The organism is Streptomyces sp. NBC_00096 (assembly GCF_045041305.1).
Classification (GTDB): Bacteria; Actinomycetota; Actinomycetes; order Streptomycetales; family Streptomycetaceae; genus Streptomyces.
This window is the reverse complement of sequence record NZ_CP108221.1, coordinates 295,364-316,105: the sequence shown is the minus strand read 5'-3', so window position 1 is coordinate 316,105 and position 20,742 is coordinate 295,364. Positions and strand designations below refer to the sequence as shown.

Sequence of the window (20,742 nt, the reverse complement as noted above, 5' to 3'; positions counted from 1 at the left end):
CGCACCCGCGATGCCAGCGTGGGAGGGCAAGCACGATGGCCCCTCGATCAGGAGAAACCATGGAAGGCATCACTGCCGGTCCGGAACTCGGGACGGTCATCGTCGGCGTCGACGGGTCGGACCCCGCACGCGGGGCAGCCCTGTGGGCCGCGGCCGAAGCCGCACGGCGGGGGAGCACCCTGCACATCGTCCACGCCGCCGACACGGACAGCAGAGCCGCCTACGCATCGGTGGAAACCATCGAACGGGTCCGCACGGCAGGGCGCGAACTACTCGATGACACCGCCGCGGCCGTAGCGGAACTCCATCCCGATCTGTACGTCACCACGGAGTTCAGCCGCAACGCACCCGTACCCAGCCTCCACCGGGCCGCCGGCGTCCACGGCACGATCGTCGTCGGCAACCGCGGTCTCGGCGGGTTCACCTCGCTGATGCTCGGCTCCGTCGGACTCAAGGCCGCCGCGAGTGCCATCACCCCCTTGGCCGTGGTGCGGGGTACGGACCCGCGGGTCGAGACGGGCAGCGTACTGGCCGGTGTCCACGACGAACACGACCTCGACTGCGTCCGGTACGCGGCGTGCGAAGCCGGGCTGCGCAAGGCGTCGCTGCGGCTGCTGCACGTATGGAACCTGCTGCACTCCGTGGGCAACGTCGTGAGCATGCTCGACGACGTCGAGGAGATCAGCGGCCGGCACGCGGAGCGCCTGACGGGCATGGCCGCCCTGATCCGCGAGGAGTTCCCGGATCTGACCGTGCACGCCGACCTGGAGAAGAGCTTCTCGGTGGCCGGTGTACTGGCCGAGGCCTCACAGGACGCGGACCTGCTGGTCGTCGGCGGGAGGCGCTCGCCGGGGTACATCGGCCGCACGCTGGGGCACGTGACCCACAGCCTCCTGCACCACGCGCGATGTCCCGTGCTGCTCATCCCGCGGCACGGCAACGACCAGGGGAGCCAGTCGTGATGAAGAACATGACGGACCGTGAGATCGTCGTCGGAATCGACCCGGTCAGGGACTGGCACATGGCCCTGGCCTGGGCCGCCGACGAGGCGCACCGCCGGGCACTCGGACTGGGTCTCGCACTGGTGGTGCCACCGCAACACGACACCCAGCACGCCGACGGGAGCACGCACCGCATCGACCTGCGCCGGACCGGAGCGGAAACCCTCGAAGCGGCCGCGGTGTGGACGCGCTCGCGGCACCCGGATCTCGAACCGTCCACCCACCTGTTCGACGGGCTTCCGGCCCCCGTACTCGGCCGGCTTTCCTTGCAGGCCCCCCTGCTGGTGCTCGGCTCGCGACACCTCAGCCGCACCGAGGAGTTCCTCAGTGCCGGTTCACTGGTGGTGCCCGTCGTCGCACAGGCGTACTGTCCGGTCGTGGTCGTCGGCGATGCGGAGCACGTCAGCCAACTGTCGCCGTACATGGTCGTCGCGGTCGACGGCAGCGAGTCGTCGAAGGCGGCGCTCGCCGTGGCCTTCGAGGAAGCGAGCGTGCGCGGATGCACCCTGCGGGCCATCTCGGTGTGGCACCAGCCCCTGCTCTCGTTCCAGGACAGGAACGAGGGTCTCCAGGAGCAGCGCCGCATGCTGTACGAGACCGTCGCCGGCTGGTCGGAGAAGTACCCGGACGTCGCGCTCACCCACGAAGTGCTGGCAGGCCACCCGGTCGAGGAGCTCGCGAAGGCGGCCGAACACGCCCTGGCCCTGATCCTGGGCCGCCGCGGAAACGGGGGTTACACGGGCATGCGGCTCGGCTCCGTCGTCCACGGACTGCTGCACCGGGCCCACTGCCCGGTCATCACCGTCCCCCTCGCGCAAGGGACCTGATGTCCGCACCCGCGGCCGGCCGAGCACCCGCCACCTCACGCAGGCCCCGCGGGCTCACCGAACGGGAGGCCGGGCGCCGCCTCGTCGAGCACGGCCGCAACGAAATCGCCGCCCAGCCGGCCACACCCCCCTGTACGCCCGGGTCCTGGCGCAGCTCCGAGACCCGCGCCTGCCGATCCGGGTGCATCAACGTGCGCCCCACCGATGGCCGTTGGAAGCGCGGCAGGGGCAGCGTCGTTCGCTGTAGATTGAGCCGGCGGGGCGAGGCCGGCGAACCGAGCCGGCCGGCGGAGATGCTCGCGGACTACTGGCGCTGAGGAGGACTTTCGTGACGGACTCGCAGCGTAAGCCGTTCCTGTACGTCGTCGTCTGTGCTGCCGGGATCGCCGACGACGTCGGCAAGCTGATCACGGCGGCCCAGGAACGGAACTGGGACGTCGGGGTCATCGCCACTCCGCATGCTCTGCCCTTCCTCGACATCCCTGCGATCGAGACTCGGACCGGCTTCCAGATACGTTCCGGCTGGAGATGCTCTCCTCCCTCGTCTCCCACGCCGGGGATGCCGATCCCTCCCGGTGAGACCTGTCGTGTCCTCATCGAGGGCGGCGCCTTCGGCATGTGACTGGGGATCTCGCACAACCTCGCCGGTCTTCTCTGGCAGAGGTTGGCGTGTCCCCGATAAGGACTGGTCCCCAGAGAACGATGTCTCTACTCTGATCCGAACGGGACGGCGCGCCTTCCCGCAGGTTGCGGTGCCGTGGCAGAGCGGCCCATAGCGATCGACGTGGGGGAGGCCCCTCTCACGGCGACTGACGGAGACGGGGCGGGCCTGCTCCCATCTGTCCGCGGGTTCGAATCCCGTCGGCACCGCAGCCGAGCCGTACTTGGTCCAGTGCACGGCACTGCCTCATCGGGCAGCGGGCCCTGTTCCACCCGCACGGACTGCTCGGCCGCGCCCACTGGTGGAGTATTCCTCCCTTCCGCGCCATCGTCTTCGGCGGCATGGCCCGCAACATCGCCCGCACCGCCGAGCGGACGGGCGGACGGGCGGACGGGCGGACGGTCAGGTGTGGCCGATCGGGACGTGGGGCCGCCGGATGTCCTCCGGGTAGGCCGTGTGCAGCACGGCCTCCTCGTAGGCGATGGTGCCCGCCGCGACGAGGGCGTTGATGCTGGTTTCGAGGGTCTGCATGCCGTCACGGTGGCCGGTCGCGACCATGTTGCGGATCTGGCGGGTCTTGCCCTCGCGGATCAGGTTGCGGATCGCCGACGTTCCTGCCAGCACCTCGAAGGCGGCCACCCGGCCCCCGCCGGTCCGGGGGATGAGCGTCTGGTTGAGGATGCCGACCAGGGTGTGCGCCAATTGCAGCCGGATCTGCGGCTGTTGCTCGGCCGGGAACACGTCGACGATCCGGTCCAGCGTCTGCGACGTGTCGTTGGTGTGCAGGGTGGCGAACACCAGGTGTCCGGTCTCGGCGATGGTCAGGGCTGCGGAGATGCTCTCCGGGTCGCGCATCTCGCCGAGGAGCAGGACGTCGGGATCCTCGCGCAGGGCCGCGCGCAGCGCGGCGTGGAACGAGTCGGTGTCGGTGCCGATCTCACGCTGGTTGACCGCGGAGCGCTTGTGCTGGTGGAGGTACTCGATCGGGTCCTCGATGGTGAGGATGTGCACCGACCGGTGCGTGTTGACGTAGTCGAGGAGCGCCGCCAGGCTCGTCGACTTCCCCGACCCGGTCGGCCCGGTGACCAGCACCAACCCGCGCGGCATGCCCGCCCACCCCATGACGGCCGGGGGGAGCCCGAGCTGCTCGGACGACGGCACGTCGAACGGGATGATCCGCAGCGCCAGCGCCGACGCGCCGCGCTGCACGAAGGCGTTCCCGCGCAACCTGGCCTTCTCCCCCCAGCTGAACGCGAAATCGACCTGCTTCTCCCGGCGGAACCGCTCCGTGAGTTCCTTGCCCAGCACCCCGGTCACCAGGCGATCGGCCTCCGGCTCGGTCAGCGCGGCCCCCTCGACCGGTCGCAGGGCGCCGTCGACGCGGAGGAACGGCGCCGATCCGGTGGTGAGCAGCAGGTCGCTGCCGCCCCGTTCCCACAGCTCGCCGAGCAGGTGGTCGATGATCGCGGAACTCGGCCCGGGCATGGTGGTCTCCAAGGTGGTGTGCGTACTCATGGCAGGACCGTCCACTGCTTCACGGTGCCGGCGTGGCCGTCGAAGGACACGGCGGCCCGGACGAGGGGGCCGGACAGCAGGTCGATCCGGGTGCCGCCCAGGTGCTCGGTCGCGCCGCCGCTCCCGGCGGTGACGGTGTAGGTCACGGTCAGCCCGGCCAACTGGGAGGCTGTGGTCAGGCCACACGGTGCCAGGTCGACCCGGTCGGTCACCGGGCCGCCCGTGCCGGGACGGACCGGCACGTCCAGTGCGTTGTCGACGCCGGTGCAGGTGCTGCCGGTGAAGTCCACCGACATCCTCACTGACTCCACGTCACCGTCTTCATGGTGCGCCACCTGCAGGAAGACGTGGTCGAGCGGTCCGGTCGTGGCCGGTGCCGGCGGGGCGTAGCCGCCGAACGTGAGGGACGCCCGGCCGCTGCCGGGGATGGTGGCGTCCGTGACGTCGACGGGTGCGCCGGGAGCCGGAGGCGTGAACCCGGTGATCGCGGTGACCGACGCCGGTTTCGCCATCACGGCCGGATACGTCGTGAACAGCACCGGCTCCGGTGGGACTCCGATCACCGGGCGGAGGTACCTGGCGGTCGGGCTGATGCCGAGATCGATGGTCCGGGCGATGATGCCGCGGGTGACGACCTGCGAGCCGACCTGGCTCATCGACAGGTCGACGGCAGCGGTCGGCGCGTAGACGGTGCCGTTGATCACCAGTCGGCTGTGATCGCTGGCCGTGTCGGCGTCGTCGGTCGACTTCAGCACCGCGCAACGGCCGCCCGCGGTGAGGCAGCCGGACAGGGCCCTGATGGACGGGGCCCGGTACACGATGTCGAGCTCGACGCCGTCGAGCTGGTCGGCGGCTTGGGTACTGCCCGTGCCCAACCTCGCCGCATAGTCGACAGCGAGCTTGGACAACTGGTCTTCCTGCGTGACCCCGCAGGCGCCGAGGTCGACCACGTCGACACCGAGTGCCCCTTCATGGGCGGTCAGGGCGTGGTTCGCGTCGCAGGCGGTACCGGTGCCGGAAACGGTCAAGGCGGCCGTGGGTGGCTCCGTCGGTGAGGGCGGTGCCGTCGGTGATGGCGGCGCCGGGGTGGTGTCGTCGTCCTGGTGCGATACGCGCAGCACGACCTTGTCGATCACCGCCCCCGCCGGCAGGGGCAGCATCGCGAACGCACCGAGCCGGATCGACGCCGACGGGGTGGCCGTGGCGAGCCTCGCGGTCGAGGCGGTGGTGTCCATCGCCTGCGCGTTCTTCGGGTCGAGGAACGCCGCGGCGGTGGGCGTAGCGGTGCTGATCGCCGTGGTCGGCCGTACCGAGACCGGGGGTCGGTAGGCCAGTTCGAGGGCGATGCCGTCGAGCTGATCGGTGGCGGCGGTGCTGCCGGCGCCGAGGGTGGCGGTGTAGGTGACGACCAGGCCGGTCAGCTGGGCGGGGTCGGTCAGCCCGCAGGTGGCGACCAGGTCCAGGGTGTCGGTGGCCAGGGCGTCCTGGTGTGCGGCGAGCTTCTGCGAGGTGGTGCAGGAGCGGGGTATGCCGGGCCCGGTCAGGGTGACCGCCACCGTCGGCGGCGGTCCTCCGGACGCCCCGGGATCGTCGCGATGCGCGACGTGCAGCAGGGCCCCGTCCAGGACCGAGCCGGGCGCCACCGCAGGGGCGTCGTAGCCGCCGAGGTCGATGCCGGCGGTCGGCGTGGTGACCGAGTCGAGTGTGGCGCGGGCCGTGCTGGCGCCGTCGATCGCCTGGGCGTTGGCCGCGTGGATGAACGTCGTCGACGATGCGCTCGTCGCGGCCCGGGGCGGCGGCGGGTCGTAGACGATTTCGAGCCACATGCCATCCAGGGAATGGGTGCCCGCGGTGCCGCCCGCCTTCAGTCCGGCGGCGTAGGTCGCGGTCAGGCCGGTCAGCCGTGCGGGGTCGGTGATGCCGCATGCCTTCAGGTCGACGCGGTCGTCGCCCAGGCCGGCCCGCGCGTTGAGCGGCAGGTTGGTACAACTGCCACCGCCGCCCGCGGGGGTGACGCTGATCCTGGGCGCCGCCGCGTCGCCGGTCTCCTGATGGGCCACCCGCAGCACGGCAGAATCGATCGTCGACCCCGGCGGCACGGGCGGCTGGCCGAATCCGGCCAGGGTGATCGACGCGGACGGGGCTGCCGTGGTCAGATCGGCGCCGGCCGCCAGCGATGTCGGCTGCTCGCCGATCTCCAGGGCGTTGTGGGGATCGGTGCCGGTAGCGGTGAACCCGGTCGATGCGGTCACGGCGGTCGGCTTGAAATTGGTCGGCGTGCGGTAGGCGACCTCCAGCCGGATGCCGTCCAGGCGTTCCGTGGCGGTGGTGCCGCCGGTGTCCAGGGAGGCGGCGTAGGTCACTGTCAGGCCGGTGAGCCGAGCCGGGTCGGTGAGCCCGCACGCGCCCAGCAGGTCGATCGGGGGATCCACGGCGAGCGCCGCGTGCCGGGGCAGGTCGTCGGTGCGGCAGGTGTCCGCTCCGACGGCGGTCGTGACCTTCACCGCGCCGGGGGCGGTCAGATCGCCGTCGTCCTCGTGCTCGACATGCAGCGTCGCGCTGGTGATGACCGAGCCGGGCGGCACCTGCGGGGTGAAGCCGGCGAGCTGCATCGTGGCCGACTGACGTTTCGTCGGGTCGAGGACGGCGTCGGCCGTGCAGCCCGCGGTGCCCGTCGGCTGCGAACACCCGGGCGGGGTCGGCCGTTCGCCACTGGTCAGGGCATGGACCGGGTCGGCGAAGCCGGTGTTCGTGACCACCGCTGTCGGCTTCAGCGTGTGTGACGGCTTCGGCGGCTGGACCCCGTACACCGCCACCCGCTGCGCGTCCGGGGTCACCGGGGCACACAGTTCGGCGTGTCCACGGTCGACCTGGAACTGGCTGCCGCCGCCCATCATGACCTCGACGCCTTCGGGCCGCGTGCTATCGCAACCGTCCGGGTTGGGGATGACCGGGCGGGTGGGGGACCCGGGATCCCAGCCTGCCTGCGTGCCGCCGACGACGCTGACCGTGGGGTCGTCGACCGTCCAGATCGCGGCGGCGCCGGTGAAGGTGAAGTCGAAGTAGTAGATGCCCGGCCGCAGCCACACGACGAGGTTGGGGCAACCGCCACCGGTGAGGCGGGTGAGGGCGCGGGCGTCGTCGTAGTAGCCGGGCTGCAACCGCACCAGCCAGGAACCGGGGGCGGGGCACGCGGGCACCGTCCGCCGGACCGGGACGGTCGTGGCGGGCGGGGTGTAGTCCGGGTCGGCGCCCACGACCTCGTCGGCGGGCGCCGGCGGGGTGTCGTTGGCGCAGTCGTGCACGTACGGGGCCTGGGCCGGGGGCAGCTGGGGCTGTGACACGGCACTGGAGCAGTCGCCGACGGCGGACACGTCGCCCGACACCACCATCGAGGCGCCGGCGCCGGTGGTGATGTTCGAGTGGGAGAACACGCTGCCCTGCACGCGCAGACCGGGCGTGGTCACGTTGATGCCGTCCTTCGCCGCCCGGCCCAGGCTGCGCAGCGCGTCCTGCGGTTGGGTCGCGCGCGTGGCCGCGGGAGACGTGTTGAGGGGGTCGCAGTGGACGGTCATCTGCCGGCCGTTGATCGGCGGGGCGATGTAGTCGGCGCACGGGTTGCCCTGCGAGAAGTTCTTGATCGCGAGCTGCGTGGCACCGTCCGCGCTGTAGTCCCGCTTGCCCTGGTCGACGTACACGCCCGCGGCTTTCAGTCCCGTGCCGGCGAAGGACAGGACCGACACGGTGACCAGGCTGAAGACGAAGATGAAGGCCAGCGCGAGGACCAGTGTCGCGCCCTGTTCGTCGTCGCGCGGGCGGCGCGGATCCATGCGGCCCGGATCCATGCGGCCCGGTTTCGGCCGGCCCGGATTCAGGCGGCGCGGATTGCGGCGGCCGGTCATGACGAGCTCGATCGCCGGACGGCGGTGAGGGCCGTCGGGGGCGCGGCGGGGTCGCTCTGCACGGTCAGCGTTACCTCCATGGGCGAGGTGCACGAGGTCTCGGCACCGCAGCTCAGAGTCACCGGATGGGTTGATGTGGCGTTGTCGAACCGGCCCAGCAACGTGGTGACGACGCCTCCGTCGGTGCACTTCACCCGGTTGAGGGCACCGGTCGGCTGGTCGTAGGTGTAGACGACGTCGGTGCCGGGCCGGCTCAGGTGGACGATCACGTCGGCAACGCCGCATGCGGGGGCGGTCGTTACTCTGTCCGCGCTGTGCACGTCGCCGTAGAAGTAGCGGCCCAGCGTGCCCGCCGCGCTGGTGGCGGCCACCCGCTTCCCGGTGCCCGCTGTGAACCGCAGTCCGAGGACGAGCGCCGTGGGCAGCAGTGTCCCGATGATGCCCACGATGACGATCGTGACCAGCAACTCGGTCAGGGTGAACCCCGACTCCGGGCGACCGGTGGGTCGTTGGGTCGTCATGACAGCATCGACTCCCGTTTGACCACCTCGAGGGTCGCGTCCCTGACGGGGTGTGGGCCGGTCGAGCGCACGGTGAGCGTCACCCTCTGGACTCCGGTATCGGCCGATGGGCAGGACCGGCCGAACGAACCCACCCCGTCCCAGTACTCGATCTCGACGGTCACGGTGTACCCGGCCGGCGGTGTCGGAGTCCCGTAACCAATGGCGCAGGACACGTACGGGTCGCTGACGACCTTCTCGGCGGCGCTGCGGATGACCGAGTCGGCGGTGGTCACCTTCTGCTGCGCAACCGAGCTGACGATCGCGGTGCCCATGCCCCCGAGGATGGCCACGAAGGCGACGCCCATGAGCACCACGGCGACGAGGACCTCGATCAGGGTCTCGCCCTCTTCGCCGCGGCGGCGCCGCGGGCGGCGTGCCGGGCCGGTCATTGGACGTTGACCTGGTTGTAGACGCCGTAGATCGCCGAGAGGAGGGCGACGGCCACGAACCCCACGACGACCCCGACCATGATCACCACGGCCGGTTCGAACAGGCTGGTCAGCCGCTTGAGCTTGTGCTGCAGTTCCTTCTCGTAGAACTCCGACACGTGTCCGAGCTGGTCGTCGAGAGTTCCGGTCTCTTCCCCCACGCGCATCATCTGGGTGACCGCCCCGGGGAACAGCTTGGTGCGGGCGATCGGCCGGGAGATGCCGCCACCTTCGAGCATCTCCGTCCGGGCCGTCCCGATGGACCGTTCGTACACCAGGTTGTTGGCGCCCGAGCCGGCCAGGCCGAGCGCCTCCGGGACGGGCACGCCGGCCTTGATCATCGAGGTCAGGATGCGGCAGAACCGTTCGATGACCATGAAGCGGACCACGTCGCCGACCACCGGCAGCGCCAGCAGGAAGCGGTCGCGCAGTACCCGTCCCCGCTCGGTCCGCAAACCGGCGATCAGTGCCGCGACGAGCGCGACGAGCACGCCGGCGATGACCGGATACCAGGCCGTGACGAAGTCGGTGAAACCCAGCAGGATCCGGGTCGGCAGCGGCAGTTCCGCGTTGAAGGACTCGAAGAACACCTTGAAACGGGGCAGCACGAAGAGGACGAGGACGAGAACGACGGCGAGGGCCAGACCCATCACCAGGATCGGATAGGTCAGGGAGGAGCGGATACTGCGCCGGGCCTCGACGTCGCGCTCGATGTAGCGGGCCAACTGGGCCATCACCACGTCGAGTTCACCGGTCGCCTCGGCCGAGCGGAGGACGGAGACGTAGAACGGCGGGAGAGCCTTGGTGTGGACGGCCATCGATTCGGCGAAGCTTTCGCCGAATCGCAGCGAGTCCATGACGTCGACGAGAACCTTGCCCAGCTTCTTGTCCTTGGTCTCGGCGCGGATGATCTCCAGGGAGTCCAGGATGGGGACTCCGGCCTTGATGAAGGCGGCCATCTGGCGGGAGAAGTTGCTCAGCTCGACCAGATCGACCTTTTCCGCGGTCAGTTCGAGCTGCAGCAGATTGCGGCCCGCGGCCTTGACCGACTGCACGGCGTATCCCTGCCGGGTCAGGCTGTCGGTCACGCCGTCGACACTGGAGCCCGTGAGCACGCCGGTGGCCCGATTCCCGTCCGGGCCGACCGCGACGTACTTGAAGGTGGCCATGCCGATGCACTCCTGGTTTCCGGTGTCAGAGGTTCGCGTCGTCAGTGTTCGGGTGCGGCATCCGGCGGGTCCGGCAAGATCCGGAAGAGACGGCCTAGACCACGTACACGCTGGACATGATCTCGGCGATGGTCGTGACCCCCTCCTCCACCAGACGGACGCCTCCGTCCAGGAGGCTGTCCATGTGCTGCTCGCGGGCGGCCTTACGCAGGCTGTTCATCGGAGCCTTCTCGACGAGCAGCCGCTTGACCGCGTCGGTCATCACGAGCAGTTCGAAGACGCCGATCCGCTCCTGGTAGCCGGTCCGGGAGCAGAAGTTGCAGCCCCGGCCCTGCCAGAACCCGGTGTCGGTCGATCCGCCGGCCTGCGCGAAGAAGGCCAGTTCGTCCAACCCCGGCCGGTAGGGCTCGCGGCACTGATCGCAGATCCGCCGCACCAGTCGCTGGCTGACCACCCCGGCGACCGTGGAGGTGATCAGGAACGGCTCGATGCCCATGTCGACGAACCGGTGCAGCGCGGAGCAGGCGTCGGCGGCGTGGATGGACGACAGCACGAAGTGGCCGGTGAGAGCGGACTCGACCGCGATCCGCGCCGTCTCGGCGTCCCGGATCTCGCCGACCAGGATCACGTCGGGGTCCTGCCGGAGGATCGAGCGCAGCCCGGTCGCGAACGAGACGCCCGCCTGTTCGTTGATCTGGATCTGGTTGACCGACGGGACCACGTACTCCACCGGGTCTTCGATGGTGGTGATGTTGCGCTCGCTCTGGTTCAGTTCACCGAGCGTGGCGTACAGGGTGGTCGTCTTGCCGCTGCCGGTCGGTCCCCCGCAAGCGACCATGCCGTACGGGGAGCGCAGCAGGGACGAGAACCGTTCGTGGGTCGCGGCGGGCATGCCGAGCTCGGCCAGCCGCAACAGTGTGCGGTTGCTGTCGAGCAGCCGCAGTACCGCCTTCTCGCCCCAGATGGTGGAAGTGGTCGCGACCCGGATGTCGACCGACCTGCCGTCGATCTCAGTGGCGATCTGCCCGTCCTGCGGGCGCCGCCGGTCGACGATGTTCATGTTGGCCATGATCTTGATCCGGCTGACCACGGACGGGCCCATGCTCTCCGGCAGGCTCAGCACGTCATGCAGCGCGCCGTCGATGCGGTACCGGACCCGGACCCGGTCGGCATGCGGTTCGATGTGGATGTCCGAAGCCCGGTCGCGCAGGCCCTGGGTCAGCATGAGGTTGACCAGGTGCACGACCGGTGCGTCCTCGCTCACCACCCTGGCCCCGGAGGTGGCGCCCCGGCCGGTCTCGGTCGCCTCGAAGGCCTCGACCAGGCTGCCGGCGCCGGCCAACGCCCGGTAGGCGCTGTCGATCGATCGCCGGATGTCCGAGGGAACCGCGATCGCCAACTGCACCCGATCCGGCGCGACGGCCCGGCCGACCTCCTCGAGCACGCGCGGGTCACCCGGGTCGCCCGCCGCGATCAGCAGCGTGCCTTCGGCCCGCCGTACCGCGACGACGCCCAGCGAGCGGGCCAGCGCCTCCGGCACCCGGGCGGCCGCCTCGGGATCGGGTTCGCTCTGGCGCAGGTCGGCGACGGGGACACCGAGTTGAACCGACAGCGCCTCGATCAGTGACCGCTCGTCGACCATGCCGAGTTCCACCAGCAGGGCGCCGAGTCGCTTGCCCGAGGCCGACTGCTGCAGGAGTGCCTCGTCCACCTGCCCCGGGGCGAGCAGCCCGCGCTGCACCAGCAGTTCCCCGATGCGCGGCCGCTTCCGTCCTGCGGGCGACGACCGCCGCACGCCGGACGTCGCGTCCCGGACCGGTTCGTCCGCCGGGACCTGGTCGCCCGCCGGGACCGGAGACGGCGCCGGGCCCCCCGCTCCCGCGGGCAGGGTGCCGTCCTCGCCCGCAGGGCTAGTCGTCGCCGCGCGGCGCTGGAGAAGCCAGCGATTCGCCAAGGAACCCACCCCTTTCGCGCATCCAGAAAGAGCGGTCGATCATTCGCCGCGAGTGCATCCGCAGTACTGTCAGCCGCTGATTAGTCAGCCGGATACTACAGCACTCCATGTACCGACATCCGACCTGCCCGGATTGGCTGCGCTCGCCGGAGTCGCCCCTTGTAAGTCCAGTGCCTGCTCAGTAGTCTGCCGCTGATTAATCAGGCTGTTACTAGTGCTCGGTTCTGCTGAACCGGTCGCCGTAGATGGAGAAAGATGTTCACATACCTGCAAGGCAAGTCGCGCCAGCGAATGCGTGCGATGAACGAGACGGCGGAAGCCGGCTTCACGCTCATCGAGCTTCTCGTGGTCATCGTGATCCTCGGCATCCTGTCCGCCATCGTCGTCTTCTCCGTCCGCGGCATCAACGACAAGGGCCAGGGGTCGGCGTGTAAGACCGACAAGTCCACGATCCAGACTGCGGAAGAGGCGTACTTCGCCGGGGGCAACAAGTACGGCACCGTGGACGAGCTGGTGACCGCCGGCTTCCTGTCCACCCGCTCCATCTGGTACGAGGTCACCGCGACCGCCACCACGTACACCATCAAGGCGATCGACGCACCTGTGGGCAGCCCGGCAAACCCCTGCGCCGCGATATAGGGGGAGTCTCACCGGACGTCGCCGGCGGGCGGTCGTCAGCGGTCGAGTTGGCCAGGTGGCATCGGGAGCGCCACCTGGCGAACCACGGCCGGCGGCCTCCGGCCTCCGGCCTCCGGCCTGCGGCATCGCCGGCATCGCCGGCATCGCCGGAATTGCCGTAGGCCTGAGCCGCCTTGCGGACGGTGAGGTCGGTCGCGGTGAGGGTCGCAGAACCCTGGAGTGCCGGTCTGGACCACCCGGATCGTGCCGGTATCGACAGGCTCGCAGGGTACGGCACCATTGCGGCCATGCCATCCACATTTATCGTGATTATCGGTTTGCTGGGGCTCGCGGTGGGGTCGTTCCTCAACGTCGCCGTTTCCCGAGTGCCGGCCGGCCAATCGGTCGTGCGGCCCCGCTCCGCCTGCCCGCGATGCGCCACGCCGATCGCGGCCCGGGACAACATCCCCATCGTGTCCTGGCTCCTGCTGGGCCGGCGCTGCCGCGCCTGCCGGGTTCCGATCCCCGCGCGTTACCCGCTCATCGAGGCGCTCACCGCGCTCCTGTTCGTCGCCGAGGCCCTGCGCTTCGGCTGGTCGGAAGTGCTACCGGCCGCACTGGTCTTCACCGCGGGGCTGCTGGCCCTGGCCACCTGCGATGCCGAACTGTTCCTGCTGCCTCGGCGGCTCATCTACCCGACTCTCGGGCTCACCGCCGCTTGTCTGCTCGCGGCCGCGGCGGCCACCGGCCAGTGGCACCGGCTCGGCGTGACCGCGGCATGCGGAGTGGGCGGCTTCGCCGTCTTCTTCGCCCTGCACTGGGTGCGGCCGGCCTGGCTCGGATTCGGCGACGTACGCCTGGCCGGCTTGCTCGGCACCGGGCTGGGCTGGCTCGGTCCGTGGTATCTCGTCTTCGCGCTGCTCGCCGGCTGCGTCGCCGGGTTGCTGGTGGCCATCGCGCTCATGGCGGCGGGGCGAGCGACCCGCCATACCCGCCTGCCCTTCGGCGTGTTCCTCGCCGCCGGCGCCATCGCCGCCATCCTCGTCGGCGCTCCGGTCGTCCACTGGTACGAGGGCGTGAGTGACCCGTACGCGATGGGTGCGCCGCTCACAGCGGTCCGCCACTGACCCATCACCACCCGGGCCGGACGCCAGTCGCGGGCCGGTCGTCGGCGGACCCGCAACGCCGCTTCCGGGCCTACGGCGCCACGAGCCGCCGGGGCACCGCAGACTGTTCCATCGCGCGACCGCCTGCCGGACCGATCGCCGTGTTCTCCCGGCATCCCGTCCCTGTGCCGGCCTTTTTTGCTCCGGGCTTGGTCGGCATCGCAAATACCATCGACGCTCCTTACCCTAGTCACCATGAAGCAACCTGATCTTGATCTGCCGCTGGCCGAGTGGATTGTGCTCGCAGTCATGGCCGAACGACCCAGCCACGGCTTCGCCATCGCAACCCTCACCGCGGAGGGCGCGGAAATCGGTGAGTTCTGGTACATCTCGCGACCCATGGTCTACCGGTCGATCACGCGGCTGGTCGAGCGCGGACTGATCACGGCGGTCGGCGCCGAGGAAGGCAACCGCGGACCGCAGCGCATGATCTACGCCGCCACCCGCTCTGCGAAGACGACGGTCAGCCGGTGGCTCAGCGAACCCGTGACCGGCCTGTTCGATGTCCGCGCCGATCTCACGTGCAAGCTTCTGCTGCTCCGGCGCCGCGATACCAGCCCGGCTCGCCTGGTCGAGCGTCAGCGGGTCGTCATCGACGAGATCGAGGAGTCGCTGCGCGCCAAGGAGCACGTCGGTGACTACCTTCCCCGCGCGATCTACGCCTGGCGGCTGGAACACGTCCGCGCCGCACGCCGGTTCCTCGACGCCGTGGACGTCGACTCGACGCGACCGGCCGTCAAGACCGGCTGACGTCACGCTCGTGGTCATCCACCCCTCGGTATCCACGGGTCCCAACGATGCGCCTGTGCCGGCGAGACGGGCTCGGCGATCGCATCATCGCGATCGCCGAGCCCGCCTCGCACGTCAACGTCTCATGGAAGGCCGCCGGAAACGGCTCGTCGCCTACGGCACCTCGACGACGGTCTCGCAGGAGCCGCCGGACGCGATCGCATCCGTGCCCGGGAGCGTCGCACCGCCGTTGGCGTCGCCGGCGCAGACGTCCGTGTCACTGCCGCCGGAGAGGGTGTCGCTGCCGGCGCCACCGACCACGGTGTCGTTGCCGGAGCCACCGGAGAGCGCGTCGTCGCCGGCCCCGCCCTGGACGACGTCGTTGCCGCTGCCGCCGCTGATGGCGTCGTTGCCGTCACCGCCGTCGACGTAGTCGTTGCCGCTGCCGCCCGACACGGCGTCGTTTCCACCGAACGTGCAGATCGTGTCGTCGCCGCCGTTGCCGCTGACAGCGTCGTTCCCGTTGCCGGTCACGATCACGTCGGAGCCGCTCGTGCCGTTGACGATCCCGTTGCCGGTGATCGTGGCGCCGAGACCGTGGCAGCCGGCCGAGACGCTGATGGTCACGGTCGCGACGTTCGAGTCGACCGTGCCGTCAGTCGCCTTGTACGTGAAGCTGTCGCTCCCGACGTAGGCGCCGGCGGGCTGGTAGCTGAACGAGCCGTCGGTGTCGAGCGTGAGGGTGCCGTGCGTCGGCCCGGTGACGAGCGACGCCGTCAGCGTGTTGCCGTCGGGATCCGTGTCGTTGCCGAGGACACCGGGAGCGCCGACGACGAGCGGGGTGTCCGCTCCGACGTGGCCGTACGGGTCGTTCGCGGCCGTCGGCGTCCGGTTCGTCGCGTTGAGCAGCACCGACGCGTCCTTGACGAACGTCGCCGAGCTGTTGCTGTTGGCCGTGACGACATCGGGACGACCGTCGCCGTTGAGGTCGGCCACCGCTGCGGCGTACGGGTTGCTACCGCCGCCCAGCCCGAAGGCGAGCGGACTGCCGAACAGACCCGTGCCATCGCCCTCGAACACGACGACCTCGCTCGAGCCGGAGCTGGAGACGACCAGGTCGACGTGGCCGTCGCCGTTCAGGTCGGACACCGACGCGGAGGTGAGGTTCGACCCCCCGGACAGGAGGCTGGCGGTGCCGAAGCCGCCCGCGCCATCGCCGAGCAGGACGGCGACGCGCCCCGGCGTGCCGGGCGCCACGATGACGGCGTCCTGCTTGCCGTCCTCGTTGACGTCGGCGAGCTTGAGCTTGGACGGAAATGTCACACCGGCCGAGACGCTCGACGCCGTGCCGAAGCCCCCGTGTCCGTCGCCCAGCAGGGCGGAGAGCGTGCCGGTCGACGAGTTCGACGTGACGAGATCCAGATGGCCGTCGCCGTTGAGATCGGCGGCTCCGATGCCCTGCGGGCCGGTACCGCCGTTCAGTCCGAAGCGCGTCACCGCGCCGAACGTGCCGTCCCCGTTGCCGAGCACGACCGCGACGTTGTTCGTGTTCGCGTTGGACGTCGCGAGATCCGGCTTGCCGTCCTCGTCGAAGTCGCCCACGGTGACGCCGGTCGGGAAGCGTACGACACACGGGTTGTCGCCCGTGGTGTCGCACCCGGGCGTCGGGTTGAGTTGCACCGCCGCTCCGGCGCCGAGAGCGCCGGAGCCGTCGCCGAGCCAGACCAGGGCGACGTTGCCGCGTGCGTCCTGGCTGATGACGTCCTTGTGGCCGTCGCCGTTGACGTCGCGGATCTCCGCCGAGTTGAGAAAGAGGCTCGTCCCGGTGAGCGGCGCAGAGTACTTCGTCACGGCGCCGAAGCTGCCGCCGCCCGAACCGAGGAACACGCCGAGGCCCTCGGTGCGGATCGCCGTCACGAGGTCCGGCGTCCCGTCGTCGTTGAGATCGCCGATCGCGACGGCGGAGCTGCCCCGGCCGTTGTCGTCGAGGTTCGTCGCGGTCCCGAAGCCGGTCGTGTTGGTGCCGGTCGCCGAGGCCGGGGTGGCGGCCATCATGACGGTCGCCACCGCGAAGACGAGCATCGGAACTCGCAGTCGCCGACGGCGCGTGACCGCGACCGAGTGGCCGTCCGGCGTGAGGTGCGGACGTGGTGATCTGTGCATGGGTGAGGACCCTCCTAAGGGCCTGATGAAGAGGAATGGGTGGCAGGCTTCGGCCATTGACGACTCGGGCGGCGTACGCGATGCGCGTCATGCGGCCCGCCGGGACGCGTGTTCCGGCGGTTCTGCCGTCGATGGGCAGTGGAGCCGCCGACGAGGGTCGTCGAGCCGGGACCGTCGGCCGGGCGATGTTCGCCCGGCCGACGGTCCGTTGCCCAGCGTTCCGGATCGCCTAGTAGCCGTAGGCGGAGAGGGTCGACTGGATGTTTCCGTCGATGTCCCACTGGTTGTTGAACAGGTCGTTCCAGGCGGCGGCTGCGCCGGTGTTGCCGCCGTTCAGTGCGACGCCGAACTGCTTGATGGGTCCGTAGCCGGAGTACGTGCTCGGATTGACATCGGTCCAGGTGTTCGGATCATTGGCCGTGGTGCCGTTCAGCGAACTCGACGTCCAGCTCACGTTCGCGATGTTCGACTTCGCGACAAGACCGAGCTGGGTGTTCCCGCCGGCGTTCGCCGTCACCGCGCCACGTACCTGGCTGATCCCTGATTCCAGGCGCACCTTGCACGCCGTACCCGCGCTGTCGCACGCGCTTCCCCGGAACACGTTCTGGCCGGCCCCGCTGTCGGTCCAAGTGAACCCGTTCTGTACCAGCGCCTGCTTGGACGCCGCACCGAACGGCGCGGAAGCCGGGTCGGCGACCGCGATCCGGCGCCCACTCGTCGCCAGCCAGCTCACCACTCCCGAGATCGTCGTGGGCGCGCCGCCGGAGATCGGTGATGCGTCACAGCGGGGCGACTGAGCCTTGCCGTTACCGCTGCCGTTGGCGTCCGCGCCGAACGCCAGCGGCGGACTTCCGGCGTTGGACGGGTCATCACCCTTGGTCGAGCCCGCCCAGCTGCCGTTACAGCTGTAGATCGCCAGGCGCCCGATCGCCACCGGGTACTTGCTCAGGTAGTCGCCGTTGCACTCGACGCTCCCGCTCGCCGTGCACGTCCCGCCATCCGAGGTCGGGATGACGGCGTCCACGTTGGCCTCGTCCGCCGACAGGAACGCGTCGATGTGCAACGGCCCGTTGACGCAGTTGTTCGAAGAGGAGGGATTGCATGTGGTGTAGGGGCCGGCGCTCTTCAACTGCTGGCGCAGGCTTCCCGAAGTGATGCCCCGCATCGTCGACGTATCGATCGCCGGCTTGTTCCAGAACCCGCCGATCTGCGATGCGGCGTTCGCCGTGAACGGTGTGAACGACTCAAGCGACTCGATCGAGCCCTTCATGTCCTTCAGGGCGGGATACATGTTGTTCGCGATGCCGACCTGCGAACCCGTCGTCGCGAACGCTGCCGGTGCCGCGGCGGCGATCAGTGCCGTGGCGAGGGCACCCGCCGCGAACACGTTCCGTACCCGGCGCATCGCGGTGCGGCCGGAGTGCGGACCGCCTCGAGCGCGGCTGAACCTAATTTGCATCTGCTACTCCTAGTCGATCTGATAGGCGGCGGCCGCCGGACGGGCGCCCTGCTGGCGAGGCCAGGTAATTGTCGGGAACACCTGGGCATCTGCCAGGTTTCTGGCATGAATGTGCCGCACGCGCCTAGATGGTGCTCATGCGAGAACCCAGTAGTCAATGATTGACAACCGTGCTTGCCGTGGATCTAATGCACGTATCCAAACTGCAACTGGCCTGCCGGGAGAGTGCCGTCGGTCCACTGCAGGACGCAGGAAAGGGGTCGGCGGCACGATGGGCAGAGGCGTGGAATGGCAGTGTTGAGCAGACCGTCGCGCTCGCGCGCGATCAGGCGGGGTGTGCTGGTTCTCGCGCTGGTTGCGGTGGCGCTGGTCGTTGTGGTGTTCGTACGCGGCGGGTCGGATACGGCCGCCCGAGCCCAGAGGCCAGACCGCGAGTGGTGCACGCCGGGCACCCCGCGCACCGCGCTCTGCCCGAACAACAAGGCGTTCGACGCAAAGGGATACGCCACTCACGGCGACGCCTTCAAGTGCATCAACTTCGCCAGTCAGGCGGATGCCCAGGCGGTGCTGCGGGCCGACCCCGGCGATCCGAATCGCCTTGATGACGGAGGCGGCGTCGCCTGTCGCGGATTGCCGGAACCGCGCGACACGAAACCGGTTGCCGAGATCGCACGGCAGTTCAAGTGCGGTCCTGGCGAAACCCGTAGCGCGATCTGCCCGCAGCCGGATCGAGCCTTCGACGTTCGCTACTTCCTGCGCTACGGCAATGACGCCTACGACTGCCCGGACTTCGCCAGCCAAGCGGACGCGCAGGCCGTCCTGCGCTTCGCGCCGGCCGACCCGAACCACCTTGACGGCGGTGGGAAGGGCATCGCGTGCCCGGACCTGCCGGGACCCAAGGACGTCAAGCCCGTGCGACGGGGAACACCGTGACGCGGCAAGGGCTCGCGCGTGCGCTCGGGCTGGACGTGACCCATCGATCGAAGGAAGCCCCGACTGTCATGACACCGCATCATCGCCCGTTCCCCTTGCGTGCCAGACGCCAGGACGGCTTCACGCTCATCGAGTTGCTCGTGGTCATCGTGATCCTGGGCGTCCTCGCCGCCATCGTGGTGTTCTCGGTCAGGGGCGTCGGCGACAAGGGCCGCAAGAGCGCGGTCGCCGCGGACGCGGCGACCCTGCGAACAGCGGAAGAGTCCTACTGCGCGAAGCACGGACACTATGGGACAGTCGATGATCTGAAAGCTGACGGGCTGCTGGCCGGCGAACCGGTCTACAACATGGTGGCGGTCGGCGAGGAGAACAAGTGCGGCCGAGGCGAAAAATCGTCGTTCACGCTGTATGACACCTCACCAACGGAGCGCGCGGCGGCCGCGATCCCGGTGGGCGCGAATCCGACCGACCTCGCGGTCGATGAGAAGGCCAATCGCGTGTACGTCGTGTCCAGCCTTGGCGTGACCGTGATCGACGGCAAGACCGACGAACCGATCGGTACTCCGATCAACGTCCCCAGCGCTGTGTCGAACCCGACCCGGATCGCGGTCAACCCCGGCACGGGGCAGGTCTACGTCGGGGGTACGGGCGGCGTCGCGATCATCGACACGGCCAACGGCAATCAAGTGACCTACGTCAACGACTTCACGACCACCGTCGCCGGCCTGGCCGTCTCTCCCGAGAACGGCGACGTCTACGTCGGTGGCGGTGCTGGAAACACCTCGATGGTCGCCTACATCGCGGCCGGCAGCTCGTCGGCGACGCAGATCCCACTGCCCGCTGCGGGAATCGTGAGCGCGACCAACGGCATGGACTTCTCCTTTGACCCCGCGCGCCACGCGGTGTACCTCGCAAAACTGGGTACCAGCACGAGCCCCAACATCGGTCTGTTCGCCATCTCGTCGCAGACCCACAAGGCCAGGCTCGTAGTGGACTTCCCGACGAAATCAGACTGCTTCACCCCCGGAAACGCCCTCCAGGCCAACAGCGTCCGTGGCAGCACCGTCATCGATCCGAACCGCAACCTCGTCTACCTCCTTGCCAGGAGGTGCGCGCCGGACCCGGCGAGGCCCGAGGACGAATGGAAAGCCGTCGCGACAACGATCGCCATCGACCCCAGCAACGATGTTTCAACGGCGATCGACGACCCGGCGGGACCGGCCTACATTCCCCAGTCCGCGGTCTACAACGCCGCGGCAGCGTCGGTCTACGTCCTCTCCAACGGTGGAGCCGCAGCGCAATGCGGCAGTTCGCCGGGCCGCATCAGCCGAATCGTCGGGACGACGGTCACGGCGCAGGCATCAGTCTGCACAATGTCGAATGCCACCGGGAACACAGCGCACAAGGTCGCCGTGCTGAAGAACTTCAACAGGGTCTTCGTCGCACAACTGTTCAAGAGCGACCCCAAAACCGGCGCGGCCACCACGCCGGGCGGCCTCGCGGTGGCCGACGGCACCACGATGCTGACGCAAGCTCAGCTCGGCACGCCCAGCCACTTCGCCGCGCTGGCCGTGAACAACACCACGGCGAAGTTGTACGCGGTCGACCCGGCGAACAAAAAGGTCGCGGTGTTCCGGACAGGATCGGTCTAGGA

The 20,742-nt window shown here is 69.6% G+C and carries 17 protein-coding genes and 1 tRNA gene; 10 read left to right on the top strand and 8 right to left on the bottom strand.

What is annotated here, in order from left to right; translation table 11 throughout:
- Positions 1-59: 59 nt before the first annotated feature.
- The 5 genes from OG904_RS01450 (at position 60) to OG904_RS01430 (ending at position 2,998) form a co-directional block, all read left to right on the top strand.
- Positions 60-962 (top strand): universal stress protein, encoded by a 903-nt coding sequence (locus tag OG904_RS01450; RefSeq protein WP_405486497.1) that lies wholly within the window; start codon positions 60-62, stop codon positions 960-962.
- Entirely contained in the window at positions 962-1,828 is an 867-nt protein-coding gene (locus tag OG904_RS01445) for a universal stress protein (protein ID WP_405486495.1), read from the top strand. The genes OG904_RS01450 and OG904_RS01445 overlap by 1 nt, the downstream gene beginning before the upstream one ends.
- Before the next feature lie 328 nt (positions 1,829-2,156).
- Positions 2,157-2,450: a hypothetical protein gene (locus OG904_RS01440; protein WP_405486493.1), complete on the top strand. Its 294-nt coding sequence runs from the start codon at positions 2,157-2,159 to the stop codon at positions 2,448-2,450.
- A gap of 129 nt (positions 2,451-2,579) precedes the next feature.
- A tRNA-OTHER gene (locus tag OG904_RS01435) sits at positions 2,580-2,698 on the top strand.
- On the top strand, positions 2,666-2,998 hold the full coding sequence (locus OG904_RS01430; protein ID WP_405497694.1) for a DUF2867 domain-containing protein: 333 nt from the start codon (positions 2,666-2,668) through the stop codon (positions 2,996-2,998). The genes OG904_RS01435 and OG904_RS01430 overlap by 33 nt, the downstream gene beginning before the upstream one ends.
- On the opposite strand, the gene OG904_RS01425 is transcribed toward OG904_RS01430, so the two are convergent.
- The 6 genes from OG904_RS01425 to OG904_RS01400 form a co-directional block, all read right to left on the bottom strand.
- Complete coding sequence (locus tag OG904_RS01425) at positions 2,892-4,004, bottom strand: type IV pilus twitching motility protein PilT (RefSeq protein WP_405486491.1); 1,113 nt, start codon at positions 4,002-4,004, stop codon at positions 2,892-2,894. The genes OG904_RS01430 and OG904_RS01425 overlap by 107 nt on opposite strands.
- On the bottom strand, positions 4,001-7,834 hold the full coding sequence (locus OG904_RS01420; RefSeq protein WP_405486489.1) for a hypothetical protein: 3,834 nt from the start codon (positions 7,832-7,834) through the stop codon (positions 4,001-4,003). Before OG904_RS01420 ends, OG904_RS01425 begins: the two co-directional genes overlap by 4 nt.
- Before the next feature lie 68 nt (positions 7,835-7,902).
- Positions 7,903-8,427 carry a type II secretion system protein gene (locus OG904_RS01415; RefSeq protein ID WP_405486487.1) on the bottom strand — a complete coding sequence of 175 codons (525 nt, stop codon included), beginning with the start codon at positions 8,425-8,427 and terminating at the stop codon, positions 7,903-7,905.
- The gene (locus tag OG904_RS01410) at positions 8,424-8,858 is read right to left on the bottom strand and encodes a prepilin-type N-terminal cleavage/methylation domain-containing protein (RefSeq protein WP_405486485.1); all 435 of its coding nucleotides are present in this window, start codon (positions 8,856-8,858) and stop codon (positions 8,424-8,426) included. The genes OG904_RS01415 and OG904_RS01410 overlap by 4 nt, the downstream gene beginning before the upstream one ends.
- Positions 8,855-10,066 (bottom strand): type II secretion system F family protein, encoded by a 1,212-nt coding sequence (locus OG904_RS01405; protein ID WP_405486483.1) that lies wholly within the window; start codon positions 10,064-10,066, stop codon positions 8,855-8,857. The genes OG904_RS01410 and OG904_RS01405 overlap by 4 nt, the downstream gene beginning before the upstream one ends.
- Positions 10,067-10,160: 94 nt before the next feature.
- Positions 10,161-12,020 carry a GspE/PulE family protein gene (locus OG904_RS01400; RefSeq protein ID WP_405486481.1) on the bottom strand — a complete coding sequence of 620 codons (1,860 nt, stop codon included), beginning with the start codon at positions 12,018-12,020 and terminating at the stop codon, positions 10,161-10,163.
- Between the two features lie 300 nt (positions 12,021-12,320).
- Between OG904_RS01400 and OG904_RS01395 the strand changes: the two genes are divergently transcribed.
- From OG904_RS01395 to OG904_RS01385, 3 genes are all read left to right on the top strand, one after another.
- Positions 12,321-12,659 carry a type IV pilin protein gene (locus tag OG904_RS01395; RefSeq protein ID WP_405486479.1) on the top strand — a complete coding sequence of 113 codons (339 nt, stop codon included), beginning with the start codon at positions 12,321-12,323 and terminating at the stop codon, positions 12,657-12,659.
- 287 nt (positions 12,660-12,946) lie between these two features.
- The gene (locus tag OG904_RS01390) at positions 12,947-13,765 is read left to right on the top strand and encodes a prepilin peptidase (RefSeq protein ID WP_405486477.1); all 819 of its coding nucleotides are present in this window, start codon (positions 12,947-12,949) and stop codon (positions 13,763-13,765) included.
- A gap of 234 nt (positions 13,766-13,999) precedes the next feature.
- Complete coding sequence (locus OG904_RS01385) at positions 14,000-14,554, top strand: PadR family transcriptional regulator (protein ID WP_405486475.1); 555 nt, start codon at positions 14,000-14,002, stop codon at positions 14,552-14,554.
- 153 nt (positions 14,555-14,707) lie between these two features.
- Here OG904_RS01385 and OG904_RS01380 read toward each other — a convergent pair whose 3' ends face one another.
- Both OG904_RS01380 and OG904_RS01375 read right to left on the bottom strand, forming a co-directional pair.
- On the bottom strand, positions 14,708-16,696 hold the full coding sequence (locus OG904_RS01380; protein ID WP_405486473.1) for an FG-GAP-like repeat-containing protein: 1,989 nt from the start codon (positions 16,694-16,696) through the stop codon (positions 14,708-14,710).
- A 229-nt stretch (positions 16,697-16,925) separates the two neighbouring features.
- Positions 16,926-18,155, bottom strand: a complete 1,230-nt coding sequence (locus OG904_RS01375; RefSeq protein ID WP_405486471.1) for a hypothetical protein — start codon at positions 18,153-18,155, stop codon at positions 16,926-16,928.
- A 336-nt stretch (positions 18,156-18,491) separates the two neighbouring features.
- On the opposite strand from OG904_RS01375, the gene OG904_RS01370 reads away from it, so the two are divergent.
- Both OG904_RS01370 and OG904_RS01365 read left to right on the top strand, forming a co-directional pair.
- The gene (locus OG904_RS01370) at positions 18,492-19,088 is read left to right on the top strand and encodes a hypothetical protein (RefSeq protein WP_405486469.1); all 597 of its coding nucleotides are present in this window, start codon (positions 18,492-18,494) and stop codon (positions 19,086-19,088) included.
- The gene (locus OG904_RS01365) at positions 19,085-20,740 is read left to right on the top strand and encodes a prepilin-type N-terminal cleavage/methylation domain-containing protein (protein ID WP_405486467.1); all 1,656 of its coding nucleotides are present in this window, start codon (positions 19,085-19,087) and stop codon (positions 20,738-20,740) included. The genes OG904_RS01370 and OG904_RS01365 overlap by 4 nt, the downstream gene beginning before the upstream one ends.
- The last annotated feature ends 2 nt before the right edge of the window (positions 20,741-20,742 follow it).

Bases quoted from the DNA above. Each gene is read 5' to 3' on its own strand.
- OG904_RS01380 (WP_405486473.1), bottom strand. From the start codon at position 16,696: ATGCACAGATCACCACGTCCGCACCTCACGCCGGACGGCCACTCGGTC.
- OG904_RS01410 (WP_405486485.1), bottom strand. From the start codon at position 8,858: ATGACCGGCCCGGCACGCCGCCCGCGGCGCCGCCGCGGCGAAGAGGGC.
- OG904_RS01415 (WP_405486487.1), bottom strand. From the start codon at position 8,427: ATGACGACCCAACGACCCACCGGTCGCCCGGAGTCGGGGTTCACCCTG.
- OG904_RS01420 (WP_405486489.1), bottom strand. From the start codon at position 7,834: ATGGATCCGCGCCGCCCGCGCGACGACGAACAGGGCGCGACACTGGTC.
- OG904_RS01375 (WP_405486471.1), bottom strand. From the start codon at position 18,155: ATGCAAATTAGGTTCAGCCGCGCTCGAGGCGGTCCGCACTCCGGCCGC.
- OG904_RS01395 (WP_405486479.1), top strand. From the start codon at position 12,321: ATGAACGAGACGGCGGAAGCCGGCTTCACGCTCATCGAGCTTCTCGTG.
- OG904_RS01385 (WP_405486475.1), top strand. From the start codon at position 14,000: ATGAAGCAACCTGATCTTGATCTGCCGCTGGCCGAGTGGATTGTGCTC.
- OG904_RS01450 (WP_405486497.1), top strand. From the start codon at position 60: ATGGAAGGCATCACTGCCGGTCCGGAACTCGGGACGGTCATCGTCGGC.
- OG904_RS01445 (WP_405486495.1), top strand. From the start codon at position 962: ATGAAGAACATGACGGACCGTGAGATCGTCGTCGGAATCGACCCGGTC.
- OG904_RS01405 (WP_405486483.1), bottom strand. From the start codon at position 10,066: ATGGCCACCTTCAAGTACGTCGCGGTCGGCCCGGACGGGAATCGGGCC.
- OG904_RS01425 (WP_405486491.1), bottom strand. From the start codon at position 4,004: ATGAGTACGCACACCACCTTGGAGACCACCATGCCCGGGCCGAGTTCC.
- OG904_RS01390 (WP_405486477.1), top strand. From the start codon at position 12,947: ATGCCATCCACATTTATCGTGATTATCGGTTTGCTGGGGCTCGCGGTG.